Raw genomic sequence first — 21,940 nt, 5'->3', positions numbered from 1 at the left:
GTTTTAACTTGTCAACGCTTTAGCATTTATTAAATGTAGAACTAAATTATTACTTTGGCCATACATCATTCAAAACGCATCGACAAATCGATTGATTGTAAGTTTTTTGTTAATGCGCCACTAGATATAAAGTCAACTCCGGCTTGAGAATACGTTTTGAGTGTTTCTAGGGTCATATTGCCAGACACTTCTAATTTAGCGCGCTTGTTAGTTAAGACTACGGCTTGCTTAATTTGTTCAACGCTAAAGTTATCAAGCATGATTATATCGGCGCCTGCTTCTATGGCTTGTTTTAGCTCTTGTAGCGATTCAACTTCAACTTCAACCGGTTTGCTTGGGTGGTTTAGTTTTGCCTGAGCAACGGCTTTTTCAATACCTCCGCAGGCTGCTATGTGGTTTTCTTTTATTAAAAACGCATCAAACAACCCAATACGGTGGTTTGCGCCACCGCCGCATTTTACTGCATATTTTTGTAAGGCTCTTAGTCCTGGAATCGTTTTGCGGGTATCGAGTAATTGTGTAGTTGTACCACTAAGCTCTTTTACATAATGCGCTGTGGTTGTTGCTGTACCAGAAAGCGTTTGTACAAAGTTAAGCGCGGTGCGCTCTGCGGTTAAAATTGCGCGGGCGGACCCTTTTGCTGTAAACAGGGGGCTGTTGGCAGTGACAACGTCACCATCGCTAACAAGTACTGACACTTGTACTGTTGGGTCTACTTGCTTGAACACTTCAATAATGATGTCTTTACCACAAAATATGCAGTCTTCACGGGTTATCACTTTGGCACTTGCTTGCTCGTTTTGTGGGATAAGCTGAGCGGTAATATCTCCATCGGCTGCGGTTTGGTAGTTTAAGTCTTCGTCGAGCGCAAGGGTAACAAGTTGACTAAGTAAAGTGTGCGAAATAGACATGGCTAAAAGCTCATAAGCATTAATAAATTAAAGAAAATTTTACTATGTTTAAATAATGAATAGAAGCGCTTTTAATTATTAGAGCATAGCTGAGAGCTTTAATACTAAAATATAAGCAGCTTATAATTCCCTACCTACCTAGATGAGGCTTGGTTACTATCATTATTTTTATAAATCCTTTAGCATCAAGGTTATGAATAGTTTGGTATAAATGTGATGGCAATAGATTTAAATGGAGTGTTGTTAACGGCGCAACAGCGCGCATGCACGCACTATGATGAGCGCCCAGAACACACAGATATTACCTTGTTGGTCATTCATAATATTTCACTCCCCGCAGGGCAGTTTGGCACACCCTTTGTGGATGATTTATTTATGGGGTGCATTGATTGCAATGCCCATACAAGTTTTAGTGATTTAAAAGGGCTGCGCGTATCAGCTCATTGCTTTATTAAACGCACTGGTGAGGTTATTCAATACGTGCCATTTAACAAGCGTGCTTGGCATGCGGGCGTATCTGAATATGAAGGACAAACTGCGTGCAATAATTACAGTATTGGTATTGAGCTTGAAGGCACCGATACAGCTGCTTATACTCGCGCTCAGTACGCCTCGTTATGTAATTTAAGTAAATCTATAATTCAGCGCTACCCCAAAATTACCTCTTCGCGTATTGTGGGGCACTGCGATATTGCACCCGGTCGCAAAACAGACCCCGGCATTAGTTTTAACTGGCCATTATTTTTAAATATGCTTGAGCAACCAAGTTGAGAGAGTCACTATCATGATTTTAGTTTCTATTATTTTAGCGTTAATTTTAGAGCGTTTAGGGGCGCGAGCTAACTATTGGCAAATAAGCTATTACGCTAATGGCTATTTAAAACGCTCCAACCGCTTACTTGCCAGTAACGGTTTATTTAGTTCGGCAATTGGTTTTTTAATTTGGCTATTTTTACCTGTAGTTGCTATGGCGTGTATTTACAATTTGTCGGAATTTGTTTTGTGGGAGTTGGCCATTAATATTGCTGTTTTACTTGTTTGCTTTGGTTGTGCAAAGCAACGTGCTTTATATAAAGCATATTTAAACGCACTTACACGCGATGATGGTACCGCGGCGTCTTTATATGCATTGCAAATGGGGCAAAAACGTACTGAAGATCAAAAAGGCGGTGAAACCTTTGGGCAAACACTTGCTTGGGTAAATTTTAGGTTTTACTGTGCAGTTATTTTTTGGTTTGTTGTTTTAGGTGCGCCGGGGGCTGTTTTATATGCTCTTGTACGTACCTTTGCCGATTTAGTGCGAGACAACCACAAAGTGATATTTGCTAAACATTTTAAGTTAATACATAAATTACTGTTTTGGTTAGATTGGTTACCCGCACGTATAGCGAGTTTTGGTTACTTAGTAATTGGTAACTTTAATAAAGGAACGAGCTGCTGGTTACATTACGCGCTTGATTTTTCAAGCCCTAACCGAAAGGTCGTCACTTATACTGCGCTTGCAGCAGAGCAAGTAGAAAAGCGTTATTACGGTTGCACTTACGAGGCAACGTGTATGATTAAGTTAGTTAAGCGTAATGTACTATTTTATTTAGTTTTAATTGCATTACTTACTTTGTTTGGCGGTTTGTCTTAACACCTTATTTATTTTTACAGCCTATTTAAAGGCAAAGCACTTATTTACGCTAAAGTGCTTTGCTTTTGGCCTCCTTGCCTATTTAAAACACTTTAAACATAGCGATTAACTCCTCCTTTAAAATAGAGTTAAAACTCTAAATCTATCTGGTCAGACCATTTGAATGACCAGCTTACTAGCCTCTCAAAACTAAGCTATATTGTGTATTGTTTGATCTTCGTTAAAAATGCGTTACGCTAATATCCCCGTACGAGTAACCTGTAAATTGACAGCTATATGGGTTTTTGATAACGTATTGCAAATTCTTGGTATGACCAATTTACCTTTTGGGTAAATCTTATAACTTTAAGCTCCAGTTTTAGGGCTTGGTATTTATACAACGCGGACGTTGATTCATGTCTTTAAAGATTAAAGCAGCAAAACTATCTGATGTTATTTTACAGCAACTTGAGAATATGATTCTTGAGGGATCGTTAGCACCAGGAGAAAAGCTGCCTCCAGAGCGTGAACTAGCAAAACAGTTTGAAGTGTCTCGTCCTTCGCTGCGCGAGGCCATTCAAAAGCTAGAAGCAAAAGGGCTAGTTACGCGTCGTCAAGGCGGTGGTACGTTTGTAAAAAATCAGCTTGAAGAAGGGTTAACTGATCCGTTGTTTGAACTGATAAGTAAACACCCTGAGTCACAATTTGATTTGCTCGAATTTCGTCATGCTTTAGAAGGTATTGCTGCTTACTATGCAGCACTGCGAGGTACAAGTAACGATTTTACTAAAGTAAAACAAAGCTTTGATAAAATTGCGCTTTCGCATGATGACCTACAGCAAAAAGCAAAAGCAATTAATGCCTTTCATTTTAGTGTGGCTGAGGCCTCACATAATGTTGTGTTATTGCACTTGGTGAGAGGTATGCAGGCGTTGCTTGAGCAAAACGTATTGCAAAATTTAACGGTTTTATTAGAAAAACCTGATATTAGCAGTCAGTTAGCCGAGCACAGGCGTTTGTTAATGGATGCGGTTATTGACGGCAATCCAGAACAAGCTCGTTTAGCAAGTAATGCGCATTTAGCGTTTATTGAAGAAGCATTACTTGAAGCGGGCAAAGAATATTCGCGAATTGAACGTAGTTTAAGACGCACAAAACAAAATTAAGCTAATACTCTATTACTTGAACACACTAACTTAAGTATCAGTTGTATTAAATTAACAACATTCGTATTTTAAACATAAGGAAACCTCCATATGTCTGAAGTCAATAAAATTGACGTAGACGCGCTAGAAACACAAGAGTGGTTACAAGCTCTTGAATCAGTTGTGCGCGAAGAAGGTGTTGAACGAGCTCAGTACTTACTTGAGCAAGTATTAGAGCAAGCCCGCTTAGACGGCGTTGATATGCCAACGGGTATTACCACGAACTACGTTAATACTATTCCTGTAGATCAAGAACCTGCTTATCCAGGTGATGTGAACCTTGAACGCCGTATTCGTTCAATTATTCGTTGGAACGCGATTATGATCGTTCTGCGTGCATCTAAAAAAGATCTCGACTTAGGCGGCCATATGGCGTCTTACCAATCGTCAGCAGCATTTTATGAAGTGTGTTTTAACCACTTTTTTAAAGCGCCAAACGAGGTAGACGGTGGTGACTTAGTTTATTACCAAGGTCATATTTCTCCGGGTATTTACGCGCGTGCATTTGTTGAAGGCCGTTTAAGCGCAGCTCAACTAGATAACTTCCGCCAAGAAGTTGATGGTAAAGGTTTACCGTCGTACCCACACCCTAAATTAATGCCTGAATTTTGGCAGTTCCCTACAGTATCAATGGGTTTAGGTCCAATTGCATCTATTTACCAAGCGCGTTTCTTAAAATACCTAGACGGCCGTGGCTTAAAAGACACTAAAAACCAACGTGTATACGCGTTTTTAGGTGATGGTGAAATGGATGAGCCAGAATCACGCGGCGCAATCTCTTTTGCTGCACGTGAAAAGCTAGACAACCTATGTTACTTAATTAACTGTAACTTACAGCGTCTAGATGGCCCAGTAATGGGTAATGGCAAAATTATTCAAGAACTTGAAGGCCTATTTAAAGGCGCAGGTTGGAACGTAATTAAAGTTGTATGGGGAAGCGGTTGGGATATTCTGCTAGCTAAAGATACAACAGGTAAATTACTACAATTGATGAACGAAACAATTGACGGTGATTACCAAACATATAAAGCAAAAGATGGCGCGTACGTTCGTGAGCATTTCTTTGGTCGTTACCCAGAAACAGCAGCCCTTGTTGCTGATATGACGGATGACGAAATTTTTGCGCTTAAGCGTGGTGGTCATGAACCATCAAAACTTTATGCTGCATTTAAAAAGGCCGAGCAAACTAACGACCGTCCTACTGTGATACTTGCTAAAACTGTAAAAGGTTACGGTATGGGTGAAGCAGCTGAAGGTAAAAACATTGCGCACCAAGTGAAAAAAATGGACATGAGCCATGTTGAACACCTACGTGACCGTTTAGGCCTACAAGACTTAGTCTCTGAAGAAGCAATTAAAGACTTACCTTACTTAGAGCTTGATGAAAGCTCTGAAGAGTACAAGTACTTACACGCTCGTCGTAAAGACTTAGAAGGTTATACACCAACACGTATAGCTAAGTTTTCTGAAAAATTACAGTTGCCAGAAGTTTCAGCATTTAAGCCACTACTTGAAGAGCAAAAACGTGATATTTCAACCACAATGGGCTTTGTTCGTGCTCTTAATATTTTATTAAAAGACAAAGGCATTGGTAAAAACATTGTACCAATTATTGCCGATGAAGCGCGTACCTTTGGTATGGAAGGTTTATTCCGCCAAATCGGTATTTACAACCCACATGGCCAAAACTACACCCCTCAAGACCGTGATATTGTTTCTTACTATAAAGAAGCTACATCAGGGCAAGTACTTCAAGAAGGTATTAACGAGTTAGGTGCAATGTCGTCATGGGTTGCTGCTGCAACATCATACAGCACGAATGATTTACCAATGATCCCATTCTACATTTACTACTCTATGTTTGGTTTCCAACGTGTTGGTGACATGGCATGGATGGCGGGAGACCAACAAGCACGTGGTTTCTTGTTAGGTGCTACGGCTGGTCGTACTACGCTAAATGGTGAAGGTCTACAGCACGAAGATGGCCACAGCCATATTCTTGCAAACACGGTTCCTAACTGTATTTCTTACGACCCGACTTACGCATTTGAAGTAGCCGTAATTGTACAAGATGGTATTCGTCGTATGTATGGTGACGACCAAGAAAATATTTACTACTACCTAACGCTAATGAACGAAAACTATCATCAGCCAGCTATGCCAGAAGGCGCTGAAGAAGGTATTCGTAAAGGTATTTATAAGCTTGAAAGCTACGAAGGCAAAAAAGCCAACGTACAGTTATTAAGCTCAGGTACTATCATGACTGAAGTGCGTAAAGCGGCTGCAATTTTAAGTGATGATTACGGCATTGCATCAGACGTTTACTCTGTAACGTCATTCAATGAGCTTACGCGTGATGGTCAAGATGTTGAGCGCTTCAACATGCTTAACCCTGAAAGCGAGCAAAAAACAGCTTACATTACGAGCGTATTAAACGACTCAGTAACCGTTGCCGCTACCGATTACATGAAAAACTACGCAGAACAAGCGCGTTCATTTATCCCTAGCAACAACTATAAAGTGTTAGGTACAGATGGTTACGGTCGTTCTGATAGCCGTGAAAACTTACGTCGTCATTTTGAAGTTAACGCAAGCTACGTGGTTGTTGCTACGTTATCTGAACTTGCTAAACGCGGTGAAGTTGAAAAGTCTGTTGTTGTTGACGCGATTAAGAAATTCGACATCGACACAAATAAACTAAACCCACTGTACGCATAAGAGGTTTGCAATGAGTATTGAAATTAATGTTCCAGATATCGGTGGCGATGACGTAGAAGTAACCGAAATCTTAGTAAGCGTTGGTGACAAAGTAGATGTTGACCAATCTTTACTGACAGTTGAAGGCGACAAAGCCTCAATGGAAGTACCTGCTGCGCAAGCGGGTACCGTAAAAGAAATTAAAGTAAATGTTGGCGATACAGTAACAACGGGCTCTTTAGTATTTATATTTGAAGGCGAAAGCGCAGGTGCTGATTCAGCACCTGAAGCACCCGCTGAATCGGCAGCACCAGCTCGTGCTTCAGGTTCTTCAACTAAAGAAGTAACCGTACCAGATATCGGTGATGACGAAGTTGAGGTAACTGAAATCATGGTTGCTGTTGGCGATACCGTTGAAGAAGAGCAATCTATCTTAAACGTTGAAGGCGACAAAGCGGCTATGGAAGTACCAGCACCGTTTGCTGGTACTGTAAAAGAGATTAAAGTAGCTACTGGCGATACAGTAAAAACAGGTTCATTAGTATTTGTTTTTGAAGTTGCAGGTTCGAGCGTACCCGCATCAGATGCGCCTAAGCAAGAATCTGCGCCAGCAGAGACTGCTCAAAGCGCCGAGCCAAGCACAAAAGAAGTAAACGTCCCTGATATTGGCGACGACGAAGTTGAAGTAACTGAAATCATGGTTGCTCTTGGTGATACCGTTGAAGAAGAGCAATCTATCTTAAACGTTGAAGGCGACAAAGCGGCTATGGAAGTACCCGCGCCATTTGCAGGTACAGTTAAAGAAATCAAAGTAGCAGCGGGCGATAAAGTTAAAACTGGTTCACTTATTTTTGTATTTGAAGTTGCAGGCAGTGCACCTACAAAAGCTTCAGTACCTGCTGAACAAAAGCCAGCGGCGGCACCTGCAAAAACCGAGTCTGCGCCAGCACAGGCTGCACCTGCTGCTAAAGTTAGCAACGAAAGTTTTGAAAACAATAGCGCGTATGCTCATGCATCGCCAGTTGTTCGTCGTTTAGCACGTGAGTTTGGTATTAACTTAGCGAACGTAAAAGGCACGGGTCGTAAAAACCGTGTGGTTAAAGAAGACGTGCAAAACTATGTTAAAAGCTTAGTGAAGCAAGTTGAGTCTGGTCAAGTTTCAGCATCAGCAGGTAATGCTGGTGGCAGTGAGCTTGGCTTAATTCCTTGGCCAAAAGTAGATTTTGCTAAATTTGGTGAAATTGAAGAGAAAAAACTGTCTCGCATCCAAAAGCTATCGGGTAAAAACTTACACCGTAACTGGGTACAAATACCGCATGTTACACAGTTTGACGAAGCGGATATCACAAGCCTTGAAGTATTCCGTAAAGAACAAAACGTGTTAAGCGAGAAGAAAAAGCTTGGCGTTAAGATCACACCACTTGTGTTTGTGATGAAAGCCGCGGCTAAAGTACTTGCTGAGTTCCCAACGTTTAACTCGTCGCTGTCTGAAGATGGCGAAAGCTTGATTCTTAAAAAGTACATTAATATTGGTGTGGCAGTAGATACGCCTAATGGCTTGGTTGTTCCAGTATTTAAAGATGTGGACAAAAAAGGCATTATTGAGCTATCTCGTGAGCTGATGGATATTTCTAAAAAGGCGCGTGAAGGTAAGTTAACGTCATCTGATATGCAAGGCGGCTGTTTTACTATTTCAAGCTTAGGCGGTATTGGCGGTACGGCATTTACGCCGATTGTTAATGCACCAGAGGTTGCAATTTTAGGTGTATCTAAATCTGAAATGAAACCTAAGTGGAACGGTAAAGACTTTGAGCCTAAATTAATGGTTCCATTGTCTATGTCGTACGATCACCGTGTGATTGACGGTGCTCTAGCTGCACGCTTTACCGCAACGCTTGCTAGCTACATGAGCGACATACGTCAATTAGTGATGTAATCGCTACAATATGAACAAAATCAAATCCCAGCCAGTTGTTTTTAGCTGGGATTTTTACTATATGCAATGATACAATCTTTGCACTATTTGTGAATTGCTCTGATTTTCTGCCCATGCAGAAACATGGCAGTTAAATTTTAGGGCAGTGTCCCGTTCAAACAATTAAGGTAATAGCATGAGCAACGAATTAAAAACTCAAGTTGTTGTACTAGGCGGTGGTCCTGGTGGTTACTCTGCGGCTTTCCGTGCTGCTGACTTGGGCTTAGAAGTTACATTAGTAGAATCGCGTGAAACATTAGGCGGCGTATGTCTTAATGTGGGTTGTATTCCTTCAAAAGCACTTTTACACGTAGCTAAAGTAATTGATGACGCTGCAGAAATGTCATCTCATGGTGTTACTTTTGGTGCACCGCAAATTGACTTAGACAAAATCCGTTCTTGGAAAGAGTCTGTTGTTGGCCAGCTTACGGGCGGCTTAGACGGCATGGCTAAAATGCGTAAAGTTAAAGTTGTACCAGGCTATGGTAAATTTACTGGTAGCAACACTTTAGCTGTTGAAGGTGCTGACGGTACAACTACTATCACATTCGACAATGCTATTATTGCCGCAGGTTCAAAACCAGTTAATTTACCTTTTATCCCAGAAGATGACCGTGTAATTGACTCAACTGGCGCATTAGAGCTTAAAGATATTCCTGAAAAACTACTTGTTTTAGGCGGTGGTATCATCGGTCTTGAAATGGGTACTGTTTACCGCGCATTAGGTTCTGCCATTGATGTAGTAGAATTTGCTGATCAATTAGTTCCTGCAGCGGATAAAGATATTATCAAAATTTACCAAAAATACGTAAGCGATAAGTTTAACGTTATGCTTTCAACTAAAGTTGTTGCTGTTGAAGCGAAAGACGATGGCTTATACGTTACATTTGAAGGTAAAAATGCACCAGCTGAGCCAGTACGTTACGACAAAGTACTTGTTGCAGTAGGTCGTACGCCTAACGGTAATTTACTTGATGCTGAAAAAGCAGGCGTAAATGTAGATGAGCGTGGTTTTATTAACGTTGATAAACAGTTACGTACTAATGTAAGCAATATTTTTGCAATTGGTGACTTAGTTGGCCAGCCTATGCTTGCGCATAAAGCGGTTCATGAAGGTCATGTTGCTGCAGAAGTTATCTCTGGTCAGAAGCACTTCTTCGACCCTAAATGTATTCCTTCAATTGCCTACACTGACCCAGAAATTGCATGGGTAGGTGTTACTGAGAAAGAAGCTAAAGAGCAAGGTTTAAGCATTGAAACTGCGGTATTCCCGTGGGCTGCTTCAGGTCGTGCAATTGCGTCTTCTCGTACTGAGGGTTCTACTAAGCTTATCTTTGATAAAGAAAGTGGCCGTATAATTGGTGGTGCTATGATTGGTATTAACGCGGGCGAAATGCTTGGCGAAATCGGTTTAGGTATTGAAATGGGTGCAGATGGTGAAGACTTAGCACTTACTATTCATGCTCACCCAACATTGAACGAATCAATTGGCCTTGCAGCTGAAATTTTTGAAGGTTCAATCACTGATTTACCAAACAAAAAAGCAGTTAAAAAGAAGAAGTAAGTTCTTTTAACTAGCAACGCTTTTTTAAAACCCAAGCTTCGGCTTGGGTTTTTTGTTTTATAGCTGTTAATCCAAACATAAACAAAACTTGCTTTAATAAAATGCCATTTTATTTTGAGCTGATAGCTGATAGCTGATAGCTGATAGCTGATAGCTGATAGCTGATAGCTGATAGCTGATAGCTGATAGCTGATAGCTGATATCTATTCATCACGTTTTTAGCTACAATATGCGCCGATCAAATTTAAGGTAATTAATCACAGTGACTCACTCTTCCCATAATTCAGTACTGGTATTACGCGCTCAGCAAATTAGTGAATCTCGTCGCGAATTTAATGCCCGTGGCGCTAAGTTAGCACGTTGTGAGCAATGCTTAATTGCAAAGCACTACTGTATTTGTGAAGGCGTAGAGAAAGCGCAGTGCGATGCTGCAGTGTGTTTATTGATGTACCATAACGAAAGTTTTAAACCTTCAAATACGGGGCGTTTAATTGCCGAAATTATACCCGATAACCATGCTTTTAAATGGGATAGAACTAATCCAGATGATGCGCTAATAGCGCTTATTAATGATGAGCAATATCAGCCAATGGTTATTTTTCCTGCTGAGGATGTAGAAGAGGGGCGAGCTATTACGCAAGTGAATATTGAGCCTAATAAAAAGCCGCTATTCATATTTTTAGATGGTACATGGCGTGAAGCGAAAAAAATGATTCGTAAAAGCCCATATTTAGATAACTTGCCCGTATTGTCTATAACAGCTGATAAGTTATCAGATTATCGCTTACGAGTTGCGCCTCATGCGCATCAATTAGGCACAGCTGAAGTAGGTATTTTAGTGCTAGCACTCGCGGGTGAAATGGATGCAGCTAAAAAGCTTGAGGATCACTTTATAAAGTTTAGAGATGCGTATCTTATGGGAAAACGAAATAAAGGCAGACCAGAGTCTCTTTAATACCGATTGTATTGAGTGGTAGTATTAAATTTAGGGCAAAGAAAAGCGCGCTCTATCTCTAGGCGCGCTTGCGGAATCTTCTAATTTTCTGCATCCTGCAATTGAACTTAATCAACTCCAATTTTTACTGTTCCATGTTTATTGCTATATTACTTTTTAGTTCTATGCAATATAAGCCAATCCGGGCTTATCTCCTTTATTCCTATACGTCCTGTTGCGGTAAAACCTATTACCAAATCCTTCATTTGCACTTCCTAGTGCTTCCGTGTTGTTATCAGTCCATTGTGTTGCCTGTTAAGACCTGTCCTTTATATTCCTTCAACTTCCTGTTAAGCAACACTCCAATGTTGCACTCCTTTATGCATCTTCCTGATGCTGTCCGTTTATTAACACTCCGTTGCGATACTCATCCTGAGCCTGTCCTAACTCCGTGTTATCCTTCATAACCAGTCACTGGTTTGCGAGTAATTAATCCCTGTCCTTTTACTCGTTAAGCGTCATTGCTTAGTTGATGAAGTAATTATAGGTGGATGGTCCATCTAAAGTAGGACAAAAACGCTAAATAGTTTATGTATTATTATTGTTAAATATTATATAGTTATTTAATATCAATGGCTTATGTTTTTTTTGGTAGGTTTTTAATCGGTGTTTTACTTATAAGCTGCCACTTCCGTGAGATATCTCTTACAGGGTATTTCTGTTTTGGACGCTTTTTTAGTATTTATGGGTATTTAGGGTGTGCACTTTTTAACTGTTCACGGTAGAATTATTGATAATAATTACTATTTAGGTGGAATAATGAAGAAAACACTCGCTATCGCTTTAGGATTTATCGTATCGGCGCCAGCCTTTGCAAATGATGTTGTTAATATTTACTCTTTTCGCCAACCTTTTTTAATACAACCTATTTTAGACGATTTTACAAAACAAACCGGTATTAAAACAAATGTTGTGTTTGCTAAAAAAGGCTTAATCGAGCGTGTAAAACGCGAAGGTAAACATAGTAAAGCTGATTTAGTTCTTACTTCTAATTTTAGTGCACTCATTCAATTGGAAGATTTAAACTTAACTCAAACAATTAATAGTACTAATGTAAATGCTAACGTACCTTCTGCTTTTCGAGATGGAGATGGCCAATGGGTCGCGCTAACAAAACGCGTGCGAAATGTATATTCGTCCAAAGATCGTTTGGGCGCATTACCAAAGCTCACTTACGAAGAACTAGCCGATCCAAAGTATAAAGGGCAAATTTGTACTCGTTCAGGTAAACATCCGTATAACCTAGGGTTAGTTGCTTCAATGATTGCTCATCACGGTGAAGCGCAAACTAAAACATGGCTTGAAGGCGTCAAGGCTAATTTAGCACGTAAACCACAAGGCAATGACCGTGCTCAAGTTAAAGCCGTTAAAGAGGGGCTATGTAATCTTGCGTTAGGCAATAGTTACTACTTAGGTAAAATGTTGCAAGACGAAGAACAAAAAACATGGGCTGAGGCGGTACACATTAATTTTCCTAATCAAATTAATCGTGGTTCACATATCAATGTTTCGGGGGCCGTTATTACTAAATATGCTAAAAACCCTGAAAATGCCTTGAAACTCATAGAGTATATGACCGACAATAAAGCGCAAAACATGTATGCATCGCTTAATATGGAATACCCAGTTAAGCCTGGTGTGCAATTATCCAGTTTGGTTGCATCATGGGGCAGCTTTAAAGAAGATAGCTTGCCACTTGATGAGATCAGTAAATATCGTCCGTTAGCGCTTAAGTTAATTGATGAGGTGAAGTTCGATCTTTAATGACTTATAAATTTAAGCTGTCTAAATGGCAGCTATTCGCGTGGTCGACAGGTTTAGTTTTGTCGGCCCCGTTGTTCTTCCTTCTTTTTGAATCGCTACAAGGCAACTCAGAGGTTTTTACTCACCTTTGGGACACTGTGCTTTGGGATTACATTTCTAATACTGTACTACTTATATTGGGTGTGTGTGCACTCAGTAGTGTTATAGCGTTGCCACTTGGTTGGCTAACTGCTTATTGTAACTTTCCCGGAAAAAAACACTTTGAATGGGCGCTCATGCTGCCCCTTGCTATGCCTACTTACATTATTGCCTACGTGTATACTGATTTACTTGATTACGCAGGACCAGTGCAAATTACTCTAAGGGAGTGGTTTGGCTGGCAATCTCCCAGTGACTATTGGTTTTTTGATATACGTACCCTGCCGGGCGCAATAGTCATGATTGCCTTGGTGCTTTACCCATACTTATTTTTAATTTTTAAAACTGCTTTGAGAGAGCAGTCTTTTAAATTGGTGCAGGCAAGTCAATTAATGGGACTTTCCCCAACTAAAAGTTTTTTTAAAGTGAGTCTTGTATTATCTCGCGGCTCTATTGTTGCGGCCCTTGCGCTGATCAGTATGGAAACAATGGCTGATTTTGCAACCGTTAGTTATTTCGCTGTTAGCACGCTAACAACGGCGGTTTACGACACATGGTTTGGTTATTACTCCTTGACTGCTGCTGCAAAAATATCAGGTGTCATGCTGTTACTACTATTTTTAGCGCTTATGGCAGAGCGCTTTAGTCGTCGTAATCAAGCTGTATTTGAACGCCAATCGGGCGTAAATAGCGAAGCACTTTATATTTTAAAGGGAAAGTCCGCTTGGTTAGCAACGGCATTTTGTGGCACGGTTTTACTTGTATCTTTTGTGATCCCGATTGCAGTATTACTTAATTACGCCATTACCTACTTCGAAAAAGCATGGAGTGCTGATTTTTTTAATTATGCGTGGCAAAGCCTAAAAGTGGCAGGAGTTGTGAGCGTAATAACAATTGCATTAGGTGTTTTTGTTGTTTTTTATCAGCGTATAACAACACAGTCTTACCCTCTCGTTCCTGGGCGACTAGCGAGTACGGGCTATGCACTGCCTGGCACCGTATTAGCAATTGCCGTTTTATTACCTCTAACACTGTTAGAAAGTAGTATTAATAATGTATTAGAGCCTTATAATTTAGACATAGGTTTGTTACTAACAGGCAGTGTGTTTACTATTGTGATTGCTTATGTCGTTCGGTTTTATGCTATTGCTCACGGAGCGATAGAGTCGAGCTTTGTGCGTATTAGTCCATCACTTGATATGGCAAGCCAGTCTATGGGTAAAAGCCAAGGCCAAACATTGCGTTTAGTGCACCTACCTTTATTAAGAAGAGGCTTACTGACAGCTGCCTTACTCGTTTTTATTGAATGCATGAAAGAACTTCCTGCTGCGTTATTACTCAGACCATTTAACTTTGAAAGTCTAGCAACGCATGTTTTTCAGTACGTGAGTGATGAGCAGTTAGAGCTGGCTTCTATATCTGCTTTATCTATTGTTATTGTTGGATTTATCCCCTTGTATTTTATTAATCGTTCTATGGAGCAACACACTTAAATGAGTAGTTTAATTTTGCAAGGTGTCAGCTATCACTATAACGGTACAAAGGTGATCGAAAACTTAGACTTAACCGTGGGTAAAGATGAGATTGTATGCTTGCTTGGTGCCAGTGGCTGCGGTAAAACCACCACATTAAAAGCCATTGCAGGCTTAGTTGAGGCCAAGCATGGAAGTGTATTTATAGATGGCAAGCTGGTAAGTGATGAGTCAACATTTATTGCACCAGAGCACCGAAATATAGGTATGATGTTTCAAGATTACGCGTTGTTTCCTCATCTAAGCGTAGCAAATAACATTGCGTTTGGGTTAGGTAAAATGAGCCAATCCAAAAAACAACAGCGTGTGGATGAAATGCTTCAGTTAGTGCATTTGTCTGGTTGCGCAGATAGATTTCCTCACCAGCTTTCTGGTGGGCAGCAGCAACGCGTTGCGATTGCCCGTGCGTTGGCATATAAACCAAGTTTACTACTTCTTGATGAGCCGTTTTCAAATATAGATACCCAAGTTCGTTTTGAATTAATTGCAGATATTCGCCGTATTATTAAGGCGCAACAAGTATCAGCGGTATTTGTTACCCATTCAAAAGAAGAGGCTTTTGCTTTTTCTGATACGCTTGCCATTATGGATCGCGGTAGTATTGCCCAACAAGGCACGCCAGAGCAGCTTTTTGCTGCTCCTAGGTCAAAGGTGGTTGCAGAGTTTCTAGGTCAAGGCATATACTTATCCGCAGAAGCATTAACGGCTACTGAATATAAAACACCTTTTGGCACCGTTGAGTCAGATATGCAAACGAGCTGCTATCCATGTAGTGGTGAGTTATATGTGCGACCTCACCAAATTGAACTTGTGCAAGAGTGTCAAAGTGACAAACTCAGTAAACGGGCTACAATATTAAGTCGTCGCTTTATTGGCTCTGCGTATGTTTATAAAGTTGTTATAGCCGAACAAACGCTTGAAGTTGAAGCGCAATATGGCCAATCATTTGAAATCAATGAGCAGGTTATAATAAAAATAAAACCCCACACAGTGAATTTTTTTGAATCATAGTTAATGTGATTCACTGTGTACATATCTGTAAAACTGAGGAATAACAATGGCGCAAGCGCAATCTGGGATTTGTGCTGAAGCAAACCTGCATGGTTTGCATTTATTTTTTAATGTGTTTGATGGTCAAGACGAATCATTGCGCGCTAAATTAAAACAAGTAAGCGCAATTGAAGAAGAGTTTAATGATCAGTTTTCAGAGTCGATGTTGTCGTGCGTTGTTGCCATTGGCGCCCAATATTGGCCTCATATTCTTCCTGAGTATATTCCTAGTGAGCTGCAAAGCTTTCCAAATATAAATCATCCAGATCACCAAATGAGTGTTCAGCCGTGTGACTTGTTTGTGCAGGTGCGTTCAGACAGAGAAGACGTAAACCACTTATTTGCATTGCAAGTTTTAAAGCTTTTTGCACCTGATGTCGAACTTGTGGAGCAAATACGTAACTTTCGTTTTTTAGATGGCCGAGATTTTAATGGTTTTATTTATGGTGGTGATACGCCACACGGAAGAAAAAAGCGTTCAACTGCTTTAATTAATAAACCTGGTTGTTTTGAAGATCAGGGAAGTTATATTCATGTTCAGCGCTATAAACACGACTTAACTGTTTGGCAGCACTTATCGCTCAGTGAGCAAGAGCAAATTATGGGCCGTACACGACTTGATAATACGCTTATAACCCCAGCACTAAATACCAGTCATGCCACGCGTAGTGAGTTAAAAGATGAAGAGGGGCAACCCCTTTTGTTGAATCAAAGCATGCCTTATGGCGATGTTTATGAGCAAGGTATGTTATGCATAAGCTGCGCAAGTACTGGTACTGCATTTGAGGCTGTATTAAATAGCCGTTTAGGGGAGGGGGAGTGTTACGACCATTGGCTTGATTTTACTCAAGCCGATATGGGGTCTGCTTTTTTTGCCCCCTCAGTTGGGTTTTTAAAGCAAATTTAAACCGTATCAAATAAAATACGTACTCGTTCAAGCGTAACGTCTATTTCAGAAATTTTAGCTGGGGCAATAAATATAGTATCGTCTCCGGCAATAGTACCTAATACACCATCGGCCTTTCCTAACGAGTCAAGTAAGCGGGCAATAAGCTGCGCAGCGCCTGGACTGGTGCGAATAATGATCATCATTTCATTATGCATAATATCAATGACTAACTGGCGTAATGGGCTTTTAGCTGTCGGCACTCCCATTTCAGCGGGTAGGCAGTAAACCATTTCTTGTTTAGCGTTGCGGGTTCGCACAGCACCAAACTTACTTAACATGCGTGACACTTTACTCTGGCTTATATTGTCAAAGCCTTGCTCTTTAAGCGCATCAACTATTTCGCCCTGAGAGCCAAAGTTTTCTTCTTTTAAAAGTGATTTAAACGCTTTTACCAATGCTTCTTGTTTATCTTGAGGTTGCATAGTCTTTATTCATTATTGTTATTTATGCTGTAAATACTACACAAAAATGAATAATTATGCAGCAGTTGTTTAGTCAACTTGACAGTTTGATGCGATAAACCACCAAAGTTTACAACTATGGTCGAAAATATCGCAAAATAGGCCCGATAAATTTGTTTTTAGGCGCTAATTTCATTATCTTAAGGGCCACAAGTATTTCCTACCTCAAATGACGGAGAATTCCAATGAAAGTTGCTGTATTAGGTGCTGCAGGCGGTATCGGTCAAGCATTGTCTTTACTATTAAAAACAGGCTTACCAGCTGGTTCTGAATTATCACTTTACGATGTTGCACCAGTTGTACCAGGTGTTGCTGTTGACCTATCACACATCCCAACTGATGTTAAAGTAGCAGGTTTTGGCGCAGACGATTTAAACAAAGCGCTTGACGGTGCTGATATTGTTTTAATCCCAGCGGGTATGCCACGTAAACCAGGTATGGATCGTGCAGATTTATTTAACGTAAATGCCGGTATCATTAAAACACTAGCTGAAGGCATTGTAGCTAGTTGTCCTAAAGCACTTGTGGGTATCATTACTAACCCAGTAAACGGCACAGTACCGATTGTTGCTGAAGTGTTCAAAAAAGCAGGCACATACGATGCAAGCCGTGTATTTGGTATTACTACGCTTGACGTGATTCGTTCAGAAGCATTTGTTGCTGAACTTAAAGGCGTAGACGTTGCTACAGTTAAAGTACCAGTAATTGGTGGTCACTCTGGCACAACTATTCTTCCTCTACTTTCTCAAGTTGAAGGCGTAACTTTCACTGAAGACGAAGTTGCTGCACTTACTCCACGTATCCAAAATGCAGGTACTGAAGTAGTATATGCTAAAGCAGGTGGTGGTTCAGCTACATTATCAATGGGTGCTGCTGCAGCACGTTTTTGTATGTCTTTAGTTAAAGGCCTACAAGGTGAAGATGTTGTAGATTACGCATACGTTGCTGTTGAAGATGGTGATGCAGAGTATTTTGCACACCCAGTACGTTTAGGTAAAAACGGCGTTGAAGAAATTCTTTCTTACGGCGAGCTAAGCGCATTTGAAGAAAAAGCGAAGAACGATATGCTTGAGACACTGAAAAAAGACATCAAAGAAGGTGTTGATTTCATGGCGTAATAGCCAGAATGAGCATTAAAAAAGCCTGCATTTGCAGGCTTTTTTGTTGCTCGAATGTTATTTACTATTAGTGTTAAATAACAGGCTCGTTAAGGCTAGTGATCACGGTCAACGGCTATACGGGCTAAGCTTACCAATGCGTGCTTGTATTCAGATTCAGGTAAAAAATCTAAGCAAGCAATTGCTTTATCGGCTTCAAGCTCTGCTTTTTGCATTGTAAACTCAAGCGCATTGGTTTGTTTTAACGTAGATAAAATCTCTTCTAAATGTTCCATACCATTACTGTGCTCAATTGCATCACGAATTAACTGTGTTTGATGCGCATTACCGTGTTGCATTGCATATATAAGTGGTAGGGTAGGCTTACCTTCGGCTAGATCATCGCCTATATTTTTACCTAGCTGGTCTGCATCGGCGTTATAATCAAGCACGTCGTCAACAAGCTGAAATGCCGTACCTAAGTGCATACCGTATAAGTTTAATGCATTGAGCGTGGCTTCATCATTATTGGTAATAATAGCAGCAAGCCCGGTAGCAGCCTCAAACAGCTTAGCCGTTTTAGAGTAAATAACTTGCATGTAGCTGGCTTCGGTTGTGTCTGGATCGTTGCAATTCATAAGTTGCAGTACTTCACCTTCAGCAATTATATTGGTTGCATCGGCGAGTATTTGCATAATTTGCATTTTGCCTAAACCAACCATTAACTGGAATGAGCGCGTGTATATAAAGTCGCCAACTAATACGCTAGCAGCATTACCAAATTCAGCGTTAGCGGTCGGGGTGCCTCGGCGTAAGTTTGACTCATCAACAACGTCGTCGTGTAATAAGGTCGCGGTGTGAATAAACTCAACAATGGTCGCAAGTGTAATGTGGTCTTTACCAGTATATCCTAGCGCTTTGGCAGCTAAAATAGCTAACATAGGACGAACGCGTTTACCGCCGCTATTAACTATGTATAAACCAAGTTGGTTTACTAACGCCACATCTGAGCGCATTTGCGCATGTATAAGTTGATTGACGTCATTCATATCGCTTTCTATTAACGCCTGGATAGCTTTTATATCCATTGATCTCCGAGCCAATTTTTATGTGTGAACGGCGCAGATTGTACAACAAAAAACGCACTAGCTCGATATTTTGTGACGATTGATTTAAAAAACCTACCTAAAGTGCTTAATAAGTGCTTAATTCAATCACAAATGTGTTTAATTATTAGACGGTGAAAGGTGGTTTTTGAGTTTGAATAATGGTCGACGCAGGTTGCAATTTTATTAGTAGGGTTATTTTTGCAAAGAGTTAAAAAGCGCTTGGCAAAAGGCTTAATTAATATAAAATAGAGAAAATATTGAATTGCTCTCAAAGCAGCTACTTTTTATTCATTTTAATTACAAAATAGGCTTGCTAGTTATTTCGCGTTAGCGTAAACTTCGCGCCCTATCGAAGAATATTTTAGTTGCGCCGATTTGAGGGTGCACAGACGGAGTTAATTATGTACGCGGTTTTCCAAAGTGGTGGTAAACAGCATCGTGTGACTGAAGGTCAAACGATTCGTCTTGAAAAATTAGACGTTGAAACTGGTGCGGCAGTTGAATTTGATTCAGTGCTTTTAGTTGCTGATGGTGAGAAGATCGAGATCGGTGTACCGTTCGTAAACGGTGGTAAGATAACAGCTGAGGTTGTTTCACATGGTCGCGGTGAGAAAATTAAGGTTGTTAAATTTAGACGCCGTAAGCATTCTCGTAAGCAAATGGGCCACCGTCAATGGTTCACTGAAGTTAAAATCACTGGCATTAGCGCTTAATTAGAGGTACTTAGAAATGGCACATAAAAAAGCAGCTGGTAGTACTCGTAACGGTCGCGATTCAGAAAGCAAACGCCTAGGTGTTAAGCGTTTTGGTGGCGAATCAGTTCTAGCGGGTAGCATCATTGTTCGTCAGCGTGGAACACGTTTCCACCCTGGTACAAACGTAGGTATCGGTAAAGACCACACTATCTTTGCAAAAGCAGATGGTAAAGTTCAATTTGAACAAAAAGGTCCTTTAAACCGTAAATACGTAACTATCGTAACTGAGTAATCAGTAAGGTAGTTAAAAAACCCCGCCTTTGCGGGGTTTTTTGTTTTGAGACAAAAATATATACCAAAGCCAAGCCTGCAATCGGTTTGGCTTCGGTATATAATGTATAAATTAGCAAGCCAATCCCTAAAGTGAGTAATCATGAAGTTTGTAGATGAAGTAGAAATTCGCGCAGAGGCCGGAGACGGCGGAAGCGGTATCGTGTCTTTCCGACGTGAAAAATATGTCCCAGATGGTGGGCCTGACGGCGGTGACGGTGGAGACGGTGGTAGTGTTTATCTACAAGCTGATGAAAACTTAAATACCCTGATTGACTATCAGTTTGAGCGCTTTCACAGAGCTGAGCGCGGTACAAACGGACGTAGCCGAAACTGTACAGGTAAAAAAGCAGACGACTTGTTTGTAATGGTCCCTGTGGGTACGCGTATAACCGATGTTGATACGCAAGAAGGGCTTGGTGATTTGACCCAACATGGTCAACGAATTTTGGTTGCAAAAGGTGGTTTCCACGGCTTGGGGAATGCACGTTTTAAATCAAGTACTAACCGAGCGCCTCGTCAAAAAACACTAGGTACACCCGGTGAAGTACGTAACTTAAAATTAGAGTTACTATTGCTAGCTGACGTAGGTTTACTAGGTTTGCCAAATGCTGGTAAATCGACCTTTATTCGCAGTGTGTCAGCAGCAAGACCAAAAGTAGCTGACTATCCATTTACAACGCTTATTCCTAATTTAGGTGTAGTGCGTCCGGAAGCTAACAAGTCATTTGTAATAGCTGATATACCTGGGTTGATTGAAGGTGCGTCTGATGGTGCCGGTTTAGGTATCCGCTTCTTAAAGCATTTAGAGCGTTGTCGTGTGTTATTGCACATTATTGACGTAATGCCTGTTGATGGATCAAACCCAGTCGATAATGCGTTTGCAATTATAAATGAGCTGCACCAATACAGCCCTAAACTTGCAGAAAAGCCTCGTTGGTTAGTATTTAATAAAATAGATTTGTTACCTGAAGATGAAGCACAAGCACTATGCGATGCGATTGCACAAGAGCTGGGTGAGTCTGAAAATATTTATCAAATCTCAGCTATTAACAAGCTGCATACTCAACCGCTTATACACGATATTATGACATTGCTTGATAGCATGCCTAAAGAGAAGTTTGAGCAAGTTGAAGATGAAGAAATAGAATTTAAGTGGGATACCTACCATCAAAAAGCTACCAAAGGCGACGATGATGATTGGGATGACTGGGATGAAGATGATTACGATGTAGAAGTAGTCTACGAACGTTAATTTTCATTAAATATAAAAAGGAGCAGTGGCTCCTTTTTTGTTTTTTAATAGTAAAGTATTAGGTATTTAATGTGATTATTTCAATGATTGCCGCCATGGCAAATAACCGTGTTATTGGTCTTGATAATAAAATGCCATGGCATTTACCTGCAGATCTTCAACATTTTAAAGCCGTTACTACAGGTAAGCCTGTGATCATGGGTCGTAAAACTTTTGAGTCTATTGGCCGTCCTTTACCTGGTAGACGCAATATTATTATTACGCGCAACACTGACTATAAGGCCGAGGGTATTGAAACTGTAACAAGTCCAGAGGCCGCGCTGAGCTTGGTTTGTGGTGTTGAAGAGGTCATGATTATAGGCGGTGGAAATGTTTATCAGCAGTTTTTAACACAAGCTGAGCGCTTATATTTAACCTTTATTGATCTTGATGTAGAAGGTGATACACAGTTCCCTGATTATCAAGCTATTGCAAATTGGGAAGTGAAAGAAGAGCAAGTTAAACAGCCAGACGAAAAAAATAAACATAGTTATAAATTCGTAACTTTGTATAAATACTGCTAACATTATTGCGTAAGGTTAACTAGGTTGGTACAATAT

The 21,940-nt window shown here is 40.5% G+C and carries 19 protein-coding genes; 16 read left to right on the top strand and 3 right to left on the bottom strand.

Annotated features, from left to right (window positions below):
* Positions 1–65 precede the first annotated feature (65 nt).
* Positions 66–911: a carboxylating nicotinate-nucleotide diphosphorylase gene (gene nadC, locus AC27JL_RS11895; protein ID WP_487195694.1), complete on the bottom strand. Its 846-nt coding sequence runs from the start codon at positions 909–911 to the stop codon at positions 66–68.
* A 216-nt stretch (positions 912–1,127) separates the two neighbouring features.
* Between nadC and ampD the strand changes: the two genes are divergently transcribed.
* From ampD to AC27JL_RS11840, 11 genes are all read left to right on the top strand, one after another.
* Positions 1,128–1,682, top strand: coding sequence for a 1,6-anhydro-N-acetylmuramyl-L-alanine amidase AmpD (gene ampD / locus AC27JL_RS11890; protein WP_305400991.1), 555 nt, complete (start codon positions 1,128–1,130; stop codon positions 1,680–1,682).
* 13 nt (positions 1,683–1,695) lie between these two features.
* Positions 1,696–2,547 (top strand): beta-lactamase regulator AmpE, encoded by an 852-nt coding sequence (ampE, locus tag AC27JL_RS11885; protein WP_243531715.1) that lies wholly within the window; start codon positions 1,696–1,698, stop codon positions 2,545–2,547.
* Between the two features lie 395 nt (positions 2,548–2,942).
* Positions 2,943–3,692 (top strand): pyruvate dehydrogenase complex transcriptional repressor PdhR, encoded by a 750-nt coding sequence (gene pdhR / locus AC27JL_RS11880; RefSeq protein WP_006794551.1) that lies wholly within the window; start codon positions 2,943–2,945, stop codon positions 3,690–3,692.
* A 90-nt stretch (positions 3,693–3,782) separates the two neighbouring features.
* The gene (aceE, locus tag AC27JL_RS11875; protein WP_487195693.1) at positions 3,783–6,449 is read left to right on the top strand and encodes a pyruvate dehydrogenase (acetyl-transferring), homodimeric type; all 2,667 of its coding nucleotides are present in this window, start codon (positions 3,783–3,785) and stop codon (positions 6,447–6,449) included.
* A gap of 10 nt (positions 6,450–6,459) precedes the next feature.
* Positions 6,460–8,364, top strand: a complete 1,905-nt coding sequence (gene aceF / locus AC27JL_RS11870; protein ID WP_487195692.1) for a pyruvate dehydrogenase complex dihydrolipoyllysine-residue acetyltransferase — start codon at positions 6,460–6,462, stop codon at positions 8,362–8,364.
* Positions 8,365–8,539: 175 nt separating this feature from the next.
* A complete protein-coding gene (lpdA, locus tag AC27JL_RS11865) occupies positions 8,540–9,967 on the top strand; it encodes a dihydrolipoyl dehydrogenase (RefSeq protein ID WP_006794548.1) in 1,428 nt (475 codons plus the stop codon).
* A 262-nt stretch (positions 9,968–10,229) separates the two neighbouring features.
* Entirely contained in the window at positions 10,230–10,922 is a 693-nt protein-coding gene (locus AC27JL_RS11860) for a tRNA-uridine aminocarboxypropyltransferase (protein ID WP_008131110.1), read from the top strand.
* Between the two features lie 798 nt (positions 10,923–11,720).
* Complete coding sequence (locus AC27JL_RS11855; protein ID WP_286889061.1) at positions 11,721–12,725, top strand: Fe(3+) ABC transporter substrate-binding protein; 1,005 nt, start codon at positions 11,721–11,723, stop codon at positions 12,723–12,725.
* A complete protein-coding gene (locus AC27JL_RS11850) occupies positions 12,725–14,356 on the top strand; it encodes an ABC transporter permease (RefSeq protein WP_487195691.1) in 1,632 nt (543 codons plus the stop codon). Before AC27JL_RS11855 ends, AC27JL_RS11850 begins: the two co-directional genes overlap by 1 nt.
* Positions 14,357–15,406 (top strand): ABC transporter ATP-binding protein, encoded by a 1,050-nt coding sequence (locus AC27JL_RS11845; protein ID WP_487195690.1) that lies wholly within the window; start codon positions 14,357–14,359, stop codon positions 15,404–15,406.
* 46 nt (positions 15,407–15,452) lie between these two features.
* Positions 15,453–16,352, top strand: a complete 900-nt coding sequence (locus AC27JL_RS11840) for a Dyp-type peroxidase (protein WP_039038021.1) — start codon at positions 15,453–15,455, stop codon at positions 16,350–16,352.
* Here AC27JL_RS11840 and argR read toward each other — a convergent pair.
* Positions 16,349–16,816 (bottom strand): transcriptional regulator ArgR, encoded by a 468-nt coding sequence (gene argR / locus AC27JL_RS11835; RefSeq protein ID WP_006794541.1) that lies wholly within the window; start codon positions 16,814–16,816, stop codon positions 16,349–16,351. The genes AC27JL_RS11840 and argR overlap by 4 nt on opposite strands.
* 224 nt (positions 16,817–17,040) lie before the next feature.
* Here argR and mdh point away from each other — a divergent pair, with 224 nt between their 5' ends.
* Positions 17,041–17,973, top strand: coding sequence for a malate dehydrogenase (gene mdh / locus AC27JL_RS11830; RefSeq protein WP_487195689.1), 933 nt, complete (start codon positions 17,041–17,043; stop codon positions 17,971–17,973).
* Between the two features lie 95 nt (positions 17,974–18,068).
* Here the strand turns inward: mdh and ispB are convergent, their stop codons facing one another.
* Positions 18,069–19,040, bottom strand: a complete 972-nt coding sequence (gene ispB, locus AC27JL_RS11825) for an octaprenyl diphosphate synthase (protein ID WP_248519582.1) — start codon at positions 19,038–19,040, stop codon at positions 18,069–18,071.
* A gap of 422 nt (positions 19,041–19,462) precedes the next feature.
* Here ispB and rplU point away from each other — a divergent pair, with 422 nt between their 5' ends.
* The 4 genes from rplU (at position 19,463) to folA (ending at position 21,904) form a co-directional block, all read left to right on the top strand.
* The gene (rplU, locus tag AC27JL_RS11820) at positions 19,463–19,774 is read left to right on the top strand and encodes a 50S ribosomal protein L21 (protein ID WP_006794538.1); all 312 of its coding nucleotides are present in this window, start codon (positions 19,463–19,465) and stop codon (positions 19,772–19,774) included.
* Positions 19,775–19,790: 16 nt separating this feature from the next.
* A complete protein-coding gene (gene rpmA, locus AC27JL_RS11815; protein ID WP_002957747.1) occupies positions 19,791–20,048 on the top strand; it encodes a 50S ribosomal protein L27 in 258 nt (85 codons plus the stop codon).
* Between the two features lie 141 nt (positions 20,049–20,189).
* The gene (cgtA, locus tag AC27JL_RS11810) at positions 20,190–21,341 is read left to right on the top strand and encodes an Obg family GTPase CgtA (RefSeq protein ID WP_006794537.1); all 1,152 of its coding nucleotides are present in this window, start codon (positions 20,190–20,192) and stop codon (positions 21,339–21,341) included.
* Positions 21,342–21,412: 71 nt separating this feature from the next.
* A complete protein-coding gene (gene folA, locus AC27JL_RS11805) occupies positions 21,413–21,904 on the top strand; it encodes a type 3 dihydrofolate reductase (RefSeq protein ID WP_487195688.1) in 492 nt (163 codons plus the stop codon).
* Positions 21,905–21,940: the final 36 nt, after the last annotated feature.

The organism is Pseudoalteromonas sp. 4NS20-0020 (assembly GCF_057554385.1).
This window is presented reverse-complemented; position numbering and strand designations above follow the sequence as displayed.